14 protein-coding genes and 1 tRNA gene are annotated in these 12,064 nt (G+C 58.1%); 4 read left to right on the top strand and 11 right to left on the bottom strand.

Going from position 1 to position 12,064, the window contains the following annotated elements; translation table 11 throughout:
- Positions 1-23: 23 nt before the first annotated feature.
- The 4 genes from LARV_RS00245 to LARV_RS00260 all read right to left on the bottom strand — a co-directional run bounded on the left by LARV_RS00245 (position 24) and on the right by LARV_RS00260 (position 3,152).
- Complete coding sequence (locus LARV_RS00245; RefSeq protein WP_075071756.1) at positions 24-332, bottom strand: DUF3467 domain-containing protein; 309 nt, start codon at positions 330-332, stop codon at positions 24-26.
- 17 nt (positions 333-349) lie between these two features.
- A complete protein-coding gene (locus tag LARV_RS00250) occupies positions 350-778 on the bottom strand; it encodes a single-stranded DNA-binding protein (protein WP_075071757.1) in 429 nt (142 codons plus the stop codon).
- A gap of 172 nt (positions 779-950) precedes the next feature.
- Entirely contained in the window at positions 951-2,267 is a 1,317-nt protein-coding gene (locus LARV_RS00255; protein WP_075071758.1) for a nickel-dependent lactate racemase family protein, read from the bottom strand.
- A 279-nt stretch (positions 2,268-2,546) separates the two neighbouring features.
- On the bottom strand, positions 2,547-3,152 hold the full coding sequence (locus tag LARV_RS00260; protein WP_083522206.1) for a GerMN domain-containing protein: 606 nt from the start codon (positions 3,150-3,152) through the stop codon (positions 2,547-2,549).
- Positions 3,153-3,396: 244 nt separating this feature from the next.
- Here LARV_RS00260 and LARV_RS00265 point away from each other — a divergent pair, with 244 nt between their 5' ends.
- Positions 3,397-3,861 carry an OsmC family protein gene (locus LARV_RS00265; RefSeq protein WP_075075046.1) on the top strand — a complete coding sequence of 155 codons (465 nt, stop codon included), beginning with the start codon at positions 3,397-3,399 and terminating at the stop codon, positions 3,859-3,861.
- A 249-nt stretch (positions 3,862-4,110) separates the two neighbouring features.
- Here the strand turns inward: LARV_RS00265 and LARV_RS00270 are convergent, their stop codons facing one another.
- Genes LARV_RS00270 through LARV_RS00285 form a run of 4 tightly spaced genes read right to left on the bottom strand, consistent with a single transcriptional unit; the run spans position 4,111 to position 6,687 of the window.
- A complete protein-coding gene (locus tag LARV_RS00270; RefSeq protein WP_075071759.1) occupies positions 4,111-5,166 on the bottom strand; it encodes an Mrp/NBP35 family ATP-binding protein in 1,056 nt (351 codons plus the stop codon).
- A 25-nt stretch (positions 5,167-5,191) separates the two neighbouring features.
- A complete protein-coding gene (gene tatC / locus LARV_RS00275) occupies positions 5,192-6,070 on the bottom strand; it encodes a twin-arginine translocase subunit TatC (protein ID WP_152031643.1) in 879 nt (292 codons plus the stop codon).
- Positions 6,030-6,473, bottom strand: coding sequence for a twin-arginine translocase TatA/TatE family subunit (locus tag LARV_RS00280; protein ID WP_075071760.1), 444 nt, complete (start codon positions 6,471-6,473; stop codon positions 6,030-6,032). The genes tatC and LARV_RS00280 overlap by 41 nt, the downstream gene beginning before the upstream one ends.
- A gap of 28 nt (positions 6,474-6,501) precedes the next feature.
- The gene (locus tag LARV_RS00285; protein WP_075071761.1) at positions 6,502-6,687 is read right to left on the bottom strand and encodes a twin-arginine translocase TatA/TatE family subunit; all 186 of its coding nucleotides are present in this window, start codon (positions 6,685-6,687) and stop codon (positions 6,502-6,504) included.
- Between the two features lie 220 nt (positions 6,688-6,907).
- Here LARV_RS00285 and LARV_RS00290 point away from each other — a divergent pair, with 220 nt between their 5' ends.
- The 3 genes from LARV_RS00290 (at position 6,908) to LARV_RS00300 (ending at position 9,617) form a co-directional block, all read left to right on the top strand.
- The gene (locus tag LARV_RS00290) at positions 6,908-8,668 is read left to right on the top strand and encodes a GAF domain-containing sensor histidine kinase (RefSeq protein ID WP_075071762.1); all 1,761 of its coding nucleotides are present in this window, start codon (positions 6,908-6,910) and stop codon (positions 8,666-8,668) included.
- Between the two features lie 30 nt (positions 8,669-8,698).
- Entirely contained in the window at positions 8,699-9,478 is a 780-nt protein-coding gene (locus LARV_RS00295; protein ID WP_075071763.1) for an alpha/beta fold hydrolase, read from the top strand.
- Between the two features lie 65 nt (positions 9,479-9,543).
- Positions 9,544-9,617, top strand: a tRNA-Arg gene (locus LARV_RS00300).
- A gap of 72 nt (positions 9,618-9,689) precedes the next feature.
- Here LARV_RS00300 and LARV_RS00305 read toward each other — a convergent pair.
- The 3 genes from LARV_RS00305 to tal form a co-directional block, all read right to left on the bottom strand.
- Positions 9,690-10,037 (bottom strand): 4a-hydroxytetrahydrobiopterin dehydratase, encoded by a 348-nt coding sequence (locus tag LARV_RS00305; RefSeq protein WP_075071764.1) that lies wholly within the window; start codon positions 10,035-10,037, stop codon positions 9,690-9,692.
- Positions 10,038-10,120: 83 nt separating this feature from the next.
- On the bottom strand, positions 10,121-10,780 hold the full coding sequence (gene folE / locus LARV_RS00310) for a GTP cyclohydrolase I (RefSeq protein WP_083522208.1): 660 nt from the start codon (positions 10,778-10,780) through the stop codon (positions 10,121-10,123).
- Positions 10,781-10,890: 110 nt separating this feature from the next.
- The gene (tal, locus tag LARV_RS00315) at positions 10,891-12,024 is read right to left on the bottom strand and encodes a transaldolase (protein ID WP_075071765.1); all 1,134 of its coding nucleotides are present in this window, start codon (positions 12,022-12,024) and stop codon (positions 10,891-10,893) included.
- Positions 12,025-12,064 lie beyond the last annotated feature (40 nt).

Below are 12,064 nucleotides of genomic sequence, written 5' to 3' on the forward strand. Positions count from 1 at the left end.
TGGGAAAGGAATCACCCGCCCGGTTATTCGGGCGGGTGAATATTACGGAACAAATCGGTGGCCAGCGAGTTGTCGCCTGGCAATTGGATGACCCCATTGGCCGCTTCATACCGCGACAGGTTTTCGAGCAGCGCGCGCAGCAGCAGCTTGGTGGCCTGGGGAGACATGACCACCCGCGCCTCCACTTTGGATTCCTGTCCCGGCAGCAGGTGGGTAAAATCGAAAACGAAGTCAGCCAGCGAATGGCTGATGCGCACCACATTGCTGTATACGATGCCTAAATCGGCAGGCAATTCCATGGGCGGAAGGCCGCGCGGAGTCGGTTCTGTCATAGGGTTAAGCCTTTGGGCTAGAAGGGAATGTCTTCTTCACCTGCGGCGGGGACGGATGGGGCTTCTTCACCGAGTTCGCCGCCGCCCGCGCTGGTTTCGCTGCGGGTGGAGAGGAATCGCACGGAGTTCGCCGAAATCTCGAAGGATGCGCCTTCGGTGCCGTCCTGGCGTTTCCAGATGCGCGGCCCGCCGGTCTTGGGATCGCAGGTCAACCGGCCGTCCACCAATACCATCGAGCCTTTCTTAAGGTACTGGTTGGTAGTCTCAGCTTGTTTTCCCCACACCGATACGCGGAACCAGGTGGTTTCTTTCACCCGCTGTCCGTTGCCATCCGTATACTGGCGGTCGGTAGCCACATTGAAACTGGTCACCGCCTGCCCATTGGGGGTATAACGCATTTCGGGATCGCGTCCCAGCCGGCCAACGATGGTAATGTGCTGATACATAATTTGGTTCCTTTCTGAAAAGAAGAAGGATGAAGGACGATGTTTCAGGAAATGATTTTGCTTTCTGGGGCATTTCATCCTGACAGAACAATTGTACAAGAAATTTGAGCGCAGGGCAACCTGTTTATGAGCCTGAATTTGGCCCCAATCGCTGATTTTCCAAATGAAACGGCTATTCGGGCAGGATTGGATAGGTCATGCCGGCGTGCGGCGCCACCAGAACGCGGGCTTTGCCCGGGAAACGTTTGCGGGCGCGCTCGATGCCGGCCTCCACGCTGGGCATGAAGGTGACAAACGGCAAATTCTCGTGAATCTTTTCCGGGATGGTCGGGGCGTAGAGCAGCAGGTCGGCGCGGAGCATGCCCTGCAGCGCGAAATACAGGAAGAATTTATCCTCCTCGTTCGTTCCGTTGAGTTTGATTTTGGAGATGCGCGGCAGCAGCAGCGGAGCCAGCAGTTTGAGCGCTTTGCGCCCCACCGGCAGTTTGCGGGCGGCCAATCCGAACACGCCCACGCCCTCATCGGCCCGAATCAGGTTCAGCATCACCCCGCCCGGACGCACGCCGCGGATCGTGTTGGCCAGCGCCTTCACGCCCTGGCGCAGATCCTGGTCCATCGGGTGCGAACCGGTGATGAGCACGTCCGCCAGGCCGGGCACCGGCACGCCGTAGATGCTGGCGCTGATCTTCGCCCCGGCGCGGTGCGCGGCGATCGGGTCGCCGGCCACCACTGCCACCGGTTTCAGGCTGCTGTTGAGCACGGCGTTGATAATGAACACCGGCGCTTTGAGCTTGCTGGCGCCCTCTTCCAGATCCAGGCGCATCGGATTGCTCTCGATGGGCTGCCCGACCATGTTGAAGGTGTCCGGCGTGCAATTCAACCCGTGGTTATGGGCGATGGTCGCGCGTCCGGCCACGCCCGGAATGATATTCTTGTAGCCGCCGCCGAAGCTGGCGATGATATGGGGTTCGATGCAGCCGATGGAAACGACCAGGTCCGCTTCGGCCACCGTGCGGTTGATCAAAACCGGCGTGCCGCGGCTGGTCACGCCCAGGTCCGCCAGGCGTAGTGGATCATCGCAATCGTGATGTTCCCATTTCAATTTCGCGGCCCACTCGCCGCCGATCCTTTGAACGACCTCATCGTCCGTCATCATGCGGTGCACGCCCAACGCCGGTACGACGGTAATCTTCTCGAGCAAAGCCCCGCCACGCAACAGTTCCGCCAGCACGGCCGGCAGCAGGCTGGCCACCGGCGTCGGCCGGCTGCCATCATCGATCACCAGCGCGATATTGGCGCCAGGTTTTACCATGGCGCCCAGGCGCATCGAGCCGACCGGTTCGCTCAAAGCGCGCTCCGTCTCGGCGGTCGCGTCCGCCACGGCGGAGCGCGGCGAAGGTTCGAGAATGCCGCACAACTCCCAACTTTCCGGTAAAGAAATGGGCAGCTTTTCAGCTCCCCAGGGAATCTCGATATTCTGTTTGGACATGCAGGTCTCTCCTCCTGGTGCGAATGATTTCAAGTGAAAAAAAAGATTTGATAAAGATGTAAAAAAGGTCCGGCGATTCTTCCGAACAGACCCCATCCTCGCGGCCGGAGCCGTGCGTCGCCCGCCTTTAGAGTCTGGCTCAAGTATATCGAAAAGTTGCCCGGGCGCAAACGGTTTTTAGCAGGCGTTGCCGCAAACGCCGGGTTCTCTCGAAATAAACGCGTAAAAAGGACCCCCTCCAACCTCGGAGGCGGTTCTCAAAAAGTCATTGGTTCAGATTTACTTCAGCGAAAGCGCCTCGGCCAGCGATTTGCCGTTGATGGTGATCTCGACCGAAGTCACATCCGCAAATTGGGCGGGAATCATCTCGAGCTGCGCCTGAACGCGCGGGTTGTCGCATTCGCCGCCCAACATCAGCGTGCCTTCCAGGGCAACGATGGCTTTCCCATCCTTGATCTCGGCGCTCTTGACCGTCAAATCCGACTGGTAGAGCGCGTTGTACAGTCCCGATTCGCCTATGGTTCGTTCGTGTTCGTAGAGCAGCTTTTCGTAAGCATAGGTCATGGGTTCTTTGCCAAAGTCGACCACAAATTCCACGGGGACTGCGCTGTCGCCGCAGCCCACCGGCGCGCCACTGACGCCGTTGTCTTCCAGCGCGATATAGTAAACCTTGACCTTGGCGTACGGCAGCGGCGTTGGCGTGTCCGATGGTTCGGGGGGCGGTTGGGTTGGCGGCGGCGCCGTCGGCGTAGGCGTCGGCAGAATCGTTCCACAGCCGGCCAGCAAAATTACCAACAGCAGGACGAGCGCAAAAACCATTCCGATGCCCCGCGTTCGTGTCGTTCGTTCAGTGGGGTGTAAAACGCCAGATCGTTTCTCGGCCATCTCTCCTCCTTTAGGAACAGATTTATTTTAGCACCGGCTTCGCAGGTGAAGCACCGGCTTTGCAGGTGTAACACCGGTGATCGCTGGCGCAGTTTCAACAAAAAGTGCGCGTGATTTCAATATTAAATGGAGTAATTTCAGGAAACCTATCCTATTTAAAGATTGACAAATCGCCTTGAAGGCTTGTGAATATCTGCACTAAACTGAACCCCGAACGATCAATGCAATGGAAAAGGAGATCAGCATGGCGATTACAACTTTTAAAGCGACATCCCGCCTTACCAGCGGTCTGGCCGTCGAAAATGAAGTGCGCGGATTTAAAATAACGCTGGACGAACCCAAAGAACTCGGTGGAACGAACACAGGCATGAATCCGGTGGAGGCCCTTTTGTGCGCGCTGGGTTCCTGCCAGTCCATCGTGGCGGTTGCCTTTGCCAAAGCCAAACACATCGACCTGCAGGATTTCTGGGTCGAATTGGAAGGCGATCTGGATCCGGATGGGTTCTTGAAGGGCAAACCCGGCGTGCGCAACGGCTTCCAGGAGATTCGTTTTAACATGCACATCGTCACCAGCAGTTCACCCGAAGCGGTGGCCGAATTCCAGAAATTCATTCAAAGCCGCTGCCCGGTGGGCGATTCGGTGATGAATGGCGTAAAATTTGTTCCCGGCGCAATCATCATTGAACAGCCGGCAATGCAGGCTGCCTGATTCTTTTCGAATCGCCGATACCGTCATTGAAAGAACGTCCGGAAGGGCTTTTTACCCTTCCGGACGTTCTTGAATAATTTCGGAAGCACTTATATTCTTGGCCTTTAAAGCGTCAAACGGCGGGGTGAGGGGGGCACCCAGCCGTTTGACACAGTTATAATAACCGAAAACGTCGCGAAATGCATTAAAAAATGTTAATAAATATGTTGCAATATCGTTGCAATTTTCGGAAAAGTCTCGAATTCCGATTCAGGCGGCCGCCGGAATGCCCGCCAACTGGCGCGTAAAGGCCTCCAGTTCGGGAATGGTCACATCCTCCACCCTGCCGTCGTCGCATTGCGCGGCAATCTCGGGCCGGATCGGCAAACGCGCCGCGACGGCTGCGCCGGCCAGTTGGGCCACCTCGGCGGCATGGCTGGGGCCGAAGATCTCGTGCGGCTTGCCGGTATCCGGGCAGGTGTAATAGCTCATGTTCTCGATGATGCCGAGGATGGGAACCTCGAGCTCCTGCAGCATGCGCACGCCCTTCCGCACCACCAGCGAGGCCAGCGCCTGGGGTGTCGTCACCAGCACCACGCCGTCAAGCGGGATGGTTTGGACCACGGTCAGGTTGGCGTCCGAGGTGCCCGGCGGCAGATCGATCAGCAGCACATCCAACCGTCCCCACAGCACCTGCTCGTAGAACTGGCGAATGGTGCCGCTCACGATCGGGCCGCGCCAGACCACTGCGGTATCCTCTTCCGGCACCAGCAAATTGGTGGACATGATGCGAATGCCGGTGCGCGTGTTGCCCGGCAAAATGCCCATATCCGAGCCGCGCACGCCGCCTGGCGGCAGCCCGAACAGCTTGGGAATGCTCGGGCCGGTCAGGTCGGCATCCAGAATACCCACCTTCTTGCCCTGGCGGGCCAGATTGACGGCCAGCGAAGCCGTCACCAGCGACTTGCCCACCCCACCCTTGCCGCTCATCACGGCAATGGTTTGACCAATCTTGGAGAACTCGTTCAGTTTGGGCAGGCTGGGCGTGGAGTGGCCGAAAACAGCGGCTCGTTCCTCTTCCGTCATGGCCCCAAAGGTTACTTTCACATCCCGGATGCCCGGCAGCGCGGTCAGTACGGCGTGCGCATCCTGCTGCATGCGGTCCTTCAACGGACAGCCGGGAGCGGTCAGCGCCAGCGTGAAAGATACGAGCCCCTCGGGGTCGATCTTCAAATCGCGCACCATTTGCAAATCCACGATGCTGCGGCCCAGTTCGGGGTCGATGACCTTCTTCAGGGCCTCCATGATCTCTACTTCAGTTGGCATGCATCATCCTCACTTGTAATCAATATTACGATTCACTGCGCGGTTTTTGTCCAAAACGCGCGAATAAGACACTGATGAAAAAAAGGGCAATGAGCGGCGCCATCATCAGCGACATGTTGACGGGATCGACGGTCGGCGTGATCATCGCAGAGGCAATGGCGATGATGACAATTGCTATTCGCCACTGCTTGAGCAGGCCTGAGGCGGTGACGATATTCAACCGCGCCAGAAAATAGATCACGATGGGGGTTTCGAACCCCACTCCCAACCAGAACATTAAACCGGTGACGAAATTCAAATAGCTGCCCAGTCGCAGCGTGGTGGTGATGCCCAGAAAGTTCGTCAGGAAAGGAATGGATACCGGCAGGAGGACGAAATAGGAAAATGCCGCCCCGCCAATGAACAGGAGCGTCGCTATCGCCGTCACCAGCGGCGCAATCCGATTGAACACCTTGCGCTCATTTTCATTCAGGGCCGGCAGCACGAACGCCAGAATCTCATATACGACCACCGGCAGGGCCAGAATCAGACCGCTGAGCATCGAGACGCGCATGAACACGCCCATGTTCTCGGTCACCTCCAGGGCAATCAGCTTGGAGGTACCCCCGGCTGGTTTGGCCAGCCAACTGATCAAGGGCGCCGCGAAATAAAAGCTGCCAAACGTGGTCACAAACAAAACCGCCACGATGATCATCAGGCGCTTGCGCAGTTCGTTGAAGTGCTCCTGCAGCCCTTCCCATAATTCGCGCACCGTCATGCCGTCCAGACCGGTCGTGGAGGGCGGCGGTGCAGCGCGGCCGGCGCTCGAACCCGCTGGATTGCGGGGGGCGCTGTTGCCGGCGGGCACGGAAGGATGCGGCGTGCTATCCATGGGCGGGGGTGGATTGGTCTGAGTTTGCGTCACTGGGAGTCGCTTCGGGCGGCAAAGGTTCGCCTGCCGGCCTTTCCTGGGGTTTAGAATCGTCTGCCTGCGGTTGGGCGGCCGGCCGGGCGGGCGGCAGAATGCGGTGGTTGCCCGGTTGCAGCGTGGCGTCGACCTCGCGTTTCCATTGATTCAGGTCCTTGCCCATCTTGTTCAATTCTTCGCGAGTTTCCTCCAGGCCGCTTTCGCGCAGCAATTCATTGGGAAGTTCCTGAGCCATCTTCCAGGCTTCCCGGGTGGTCCGCCAGAATTCCGATTGGGTTAATAATCGAATCGTCCTGGCAAGTCGTCTGGCTGTGTTGACCATGTCTTTCGGGCCCAACACAATCAATACGATCACCAGGATCAGCCCCAATTCCGGCAGCCCGATTCCCAAGAAATCCATTGTCTTTCAACCTGTCACGGGCAAAGCCCTATTTCTTGGTCTCGTCCTGCGGTTTATCCTCTTCGGAATCGTCTTTCTTTTGCAGGCCGTCCCGAAAGGCTTTGATGCTGCTGCCCAATTCGTTGGCGATCTTCACAATCCGTCCTGGCCCAAACAGCAGTAAAACGATGGCCAGAATGAGTAAAATTTCAGGCAACCCCGGTCGCCATCCCATAATGATTTACTCCTTTTCGTCCGATCTCCATCGGAACGGTTCATACGTGTTCTGCATATTGAATTATATCATTCCCCCTTGCACAACATCTGAAACCTACCTAAGAGGTTTTTAATGACCAAAATACTCCTGTATCGTTCGCTCCGGGTTTGTTTTCAGTTACTTAACAAGTGCAATCCGGCCTAGAGGCAAGCCGGGCTTATTAAGGTATATTTACCGGGTGCGAAAATCAGACTTCCCCTTTCTGGCCGACTGGCTGACCATATCGCTGCGCTGGCTGTCGCTGCTGCTGATGACGGCCGTGTTGAGCCCGCTGCTTCACCTGGGTTACGCGCTTGTCTTGGCATTTTCAGCCGCCGGCAATGTATTTAGCGTCGTTCTGGCGGCATCCAACCGCCGTATGGAAGGCCACCGCCTGTTGAATGTGGGCTTCGATGTTCTGGTGGCGTTGGTGCTTTTTATCCTGGGCGGACTGACGCCTCTTTTCTGGTGCGGTCTGATCGCCATCACTTCGGCGGCTATTTATTATGAATGGCGCGGCAGCCTGCTGACGGCGGCTCTGCTCGGCCTGGCGCAGGCCGCCTGGTTGGTGTTGGTTCAGGCGCAGCCGCCGATTGCCGCGCTGCCGGCTGTTGGTTTCGACCTCGTCAGCGGCTTGCTGCTGGGATGGATGAGCACTTACGTGATGACCGCGGTGCGCCGCAACTACCGGCAGCACCTCAACCAGCGCTCCGATCTGGAACAAAATACCCGTCAGCGCGAGCACGATCGCATGCGCGGGCTCTACAAATTGATCGAATCGCTGAGCGCATCGCTCAATTACCAGGACGTACTCGACGCGGCGCTCGACCTGGGTACCAGCGCCATCGAACCCGTGCAGGCCGGGCAGTCCAGCCAGATAACCTCGGCCGTGCTGCTCTTCAACGAAGAAAGCCTGATCGTCGGCACCGCACGCCGCTTTTCGGCCACGGATCTGCACCAGAATTTTCCGGCCGAGCAGGGCGTGCTGGCCCGGGTGCTGCAGGAAGGCGCGGCCGTGAGAATCGCCAATCCTTCCGCCGACCCCGAATTGGCGAAGATTCTGGCGCTGCAAGGCATGACCTCGGCCGTCGTCTTGCCACTGATGCGCGGCATGAACGCCTACGGCGTGCTGTTGTATGCTCACCCGCAGGCGGATTTCTTCACCACCGAACGCCTGGAACTGCTGGACATGATCAGCACCCAATCGGTCATCGCCATCCAGAACGCGCGCCTGTACGACGCCGTGCGGGTCGAGAAGGAACGCATTGTCGAATCCCAGGAAGAGGCGCGCAAGAAGCTGGCCCGCGATCTGCACGACGGCCCGACCCAGTCGGTGGCCTCGATCGCCATGCGCCTGAGCGTTGCCCGCCGCATGCTGCAGGTCAAACCCGACCAGGTGAACGAAGAACTCGAGCGCATCGAAGAACTGGCCCGCCGCACCACCCAGGAAATCCGCCACATGCTCTTCACCATGCGCCCGCTGGTGCTCGAAAGCGATGGTCTGGCCGCCGCCCTGCAGGCCATGGCCGATAAAATGCGCGATACCTACCAGCAGAATATCGAAATTCAGACCGATCCGGCCGTGATCGACCGGTTGGACAACTCGCGCCAGACGGCCATTTTCTACCTGTCCGAAGAGGCCGTCAACAACGCCCGCAAGCACGCCAAGGCCAGCCGCATCCTCGTGCGCGTCAACAGCCTGCGCAACGATCCCGAAGTAGCCCTGCTGGAAATCGCCGATAACGGCGTGGGTTTCGACCCCAAGGCCGTCGGCACCAATTACGAACGCCGCGGCAGTCTGGGCATGGTCAACCTGCGCGAGCGCACCGAGTTGGTGGAAGGCCTGCTCAACATTGATTCTGCGCCCGGCTGCGGCACCCGCGTCCAGGTCTTCATTCCATTGTCTGCCCAGGCCGCCGACCGCCTGCAGCGCGGGTTGGTCAACGTGCCAGCGAATTAATCACGGTTTTGCTTTCGTAAATATCCCGCCATGCCCATTGCCTCCGGAATGTATTACGCACACAGCGAAGGGGGCAGCCGCCGTCTGCCGCCGGTCATTTTGATTCACGGCGCCGGCAGCAGCCACCTGTGCTGGCCGGCAGCCCTGCGCCGCCTGCCGGGCTGCCGCGTGCTGGCGCTGGACCTGCCCGGGCACGGGCGTTCGGCTGGAGTCGGCCAGCAGTCGCTGGACGCGCTCGCCGACCGGCTGGTGGACTTTCTCGAGGCCCTGGGATTGTACCAGGCCGTCTTCGTCGGGCATTCCATGGGCGGCGCGGTCGCCCTCAGCCTGGCGGTCCGCCACCCCGCAAACGTGGCCGGATTGGGATTGATTGCCTCGGGCGCCTACCTGGACGTGCCGCCGGCGTTGGTGCAGGAACTATCCTCGCAGGTGACCTACGGAATCGGCCTGCAAAGCATCGAAACCCGCCTGAGCGGTCCCAAAACGCCGCCCGGGATGCTGGAGGAGGCCGCCCGCTTATTGCGGGAAACGCGCTCCAGTGTGCTTTACGCCGACTGGCTGGCCTGCTCGCGTTACGATCTGCGCGATCGGGTAGCCGGGATCCGCGCCCCCACCTGGCTGGCCTGCGGCACCGCCGATCGGGCCACTCCGCTGGTCTTTTCGCACTTTCTGGCCTCGCGCCTGCCGGACGCCGAACTGCAGATCTACTCCGGCGCCGGGCACCTCATCTTTCTCGAAGAGGGCGAAGCCCTGGCCAAAGGGCTGCTGGACTTCCTGCGCCGCAAGGGATTGATGGAGGCGGAAGTTTAGATTTTTTGACCGGCAAGGCCCTTGACGACTCGCGTCAGGTGTTGTATTATTGAAAACGCTTAACCGCCCTCGTAGCGCAACTGGACAGAGCGTTTGCTTGCGGAGCAAAAGGTTGCAGATTCGAATTCTGCCGGGGGCACTAGAAATCCTGAATGTGGAATGTTGAATGGCCCGCTTTGGCGGGTCGATTGTTTTAATCCAAGGGTGATTCCTACACCGGCCCTTCAAAAATGTGGTCGGTTTTGGCCGCCATGATAAAGTCGTTCTGGTGAAGCCCTTTGATTTTATGTGTCCACCAGGTGACGGTCACTTTGCCCCATTCGGTCAGAATGGCGGGATGATGGTCTTCCTGATTGGCCTCCGCGGCGATCCGGTCGGTAAAACCCACCGCCTGGACAAAATTCTCAAACTTGAATATTTTCTGCAGGCGTTGTTCGCCCTCTTTTTCATCGATCCGCCAGCCAGACAGTTTTGCCAGTAATTGCCGAATTTCGTCCTCAGTCAGTGCCGGCGTGTTCGCCTTTACCGGGGAGCAATGCAATTGCGCCAATTCCTTCATACGACCTCCTTGGATCATACCTTTTCAAACAGTTCAGGGGCGGCGGCATGACAACCTTCTCCGCTTTTCGTTCATACCCCTGCTCACCTTTCATTTCGTTGCAATCCGCAGGCGGTGAAGAATTCGGCACGCAGCGATGGATCCTCGGCGAAATAGCCGCGCCAGACGGTGGTACGTGTCTTCGGGGAAGTTTCTCTCACGCCGCGCATCTCCATGCATAAATGATGGGCTTCCAGGTAAACAGCCACGCCGTGTGGATGGAGCATCGTTTCCAGGGTATCGGCGATTTGTTGGCCGATCCGTTCCTGCACCGCGAAGCGCTTGGAGAAAATCCGCACCAGGCGGGTCAGCTTGGAAATGCCGATGATGTTTTCATGCGCGATGTAACCCACGTACGCCATCCCGTAGAAGGGCAAGGCATGGTGTTCACACAGCGCAAAGAAAGGGATGGGGCCTTCAACGACCTGGCTCAAGCGACAGTCAGGCTCGCCACGGCATTCCGTGTCGAAGATGCGCAGTAGTTTGGGATCGCCATCGTAGCCTTCGGTTGAATCAAACAGAGCCTTGATGAAACGGCGTGGAGTGTCTTTCGTCGCCGGGGTGTTCAAATTAAGACCAAACGCCGAAAAGATTTCCGCGGCATACCCTTCGAATTTGTGAAACTGCTCGTCCGAGATCTGCCGCATTTGCAGCTTCATGGATTCAAGGTATTCGCTGTCATCGGGATCATCGTGAATATGCATGGCTGTTTCCTGCTTTCTTTCTTATAGGGTGTGTTGCCGAAGCTGGCCGGAAAAACATATAAGCTGTCCGTACGCCTGAAATCCGGTGCGGTTCAGGTGATCTTTATGCATCAGGGTTGCTTATGCATCACGGCTCGTTTTTCTTCCAGGGATGCCATTAATTGGTCAAAGGCAGAAATAAATTTTTCGACGCCTTGATCCTCCAACTGCTGTGTGACCGCGTCCAGGTCAATGCCGACCTGCGCAAGGTCTTTCAGGTTTTGACCCGCATCCGCCACATTCAGGTCAAGGGTCTGTTCGGGATGCCCGTGATCACGATAGGCGGTGATGGTTTCAATGGGCAGGGTGTTGATTGTGTCCGGGCCGATGAGCGCTTCCACATACTTCGTGTCGCTGTAGGCGGGGTTCTTGGTGCTGGTGCTGGCCCATAACAACCGCTGCGGCCGCGCGCCCAGTTTCTCAAGGCTTTTGAAACGCGCGCTGCTGAAAAGATCCTTGTAGATCTCGTAGGCAATTTTTGCGCTGGCAATGGCTGCCTGTCCGTGCAGGCGTGCGGCGATGATGGCTCGCGGGCCGCCGGCGGATATTTCCTTTTCGAATTGGGGTTCAACCAGGACATCGATCCGGCTGAGGAAAAAACTCGCGACGGACGCGGCCTGCCTGAGCGGTTTTCCCCGGGCGGCCAGCGTTTCCAGGCCGCCGAGATAGGCATCGACCACTTCCCGGTAACGCGGCAGGCCGAAGAGCAGGGTGATATTGATGTTGACCCCCTCACCGATCAGGTGTTGGATGGCCGGAATGCCCTGCGGCGTGGCCGGTACTTTGATCATCACATTCGGACGATTCACCGTGGACCACAAGTGGCTGGCTTCTGCGATTGTTCCGGCCGTATCATGTGCCAGGCGAGGGGATACCTCCAGACTAACGAATCCATCCCCGCTGCCGGTGCGGTCGTACGTCGGGCGCAAGAGGTCGGCGACGTTTTGGATATCTTCCACAGTAAGGTACTGGTAAATCTCAGCGGCGGTCATCGCTTTGATCGAAAATGCACGGATGGCCTCATCGTAATCATGGCTTTGCGCGATCGCCTTTTCGAAGATGGAAGGATTGGATGTCACCCCACTCACGCCATCATCCTCGATCAGCTTTCGAAGCTCACCGGAGGTGACCATCCCGCGGCTAATATAATCCATCCAGATGCTTTGCCCAAATGCTTCCAGGGTTAAAAGTGGATTCTCTTTCATCGTTTGTACCTCGTATTGATTCATTATACGAACATACATT

It is taken from the genome of Longilinea arvoryzae, assembly GCF_001050235.1.
GTDB classification, from domain to species: Bacteria; Chloroflexota; Anaerolineae; order Anaerolineales; family Anaerolineaceae; genus Longilinea; species Longilinea arvoryzae.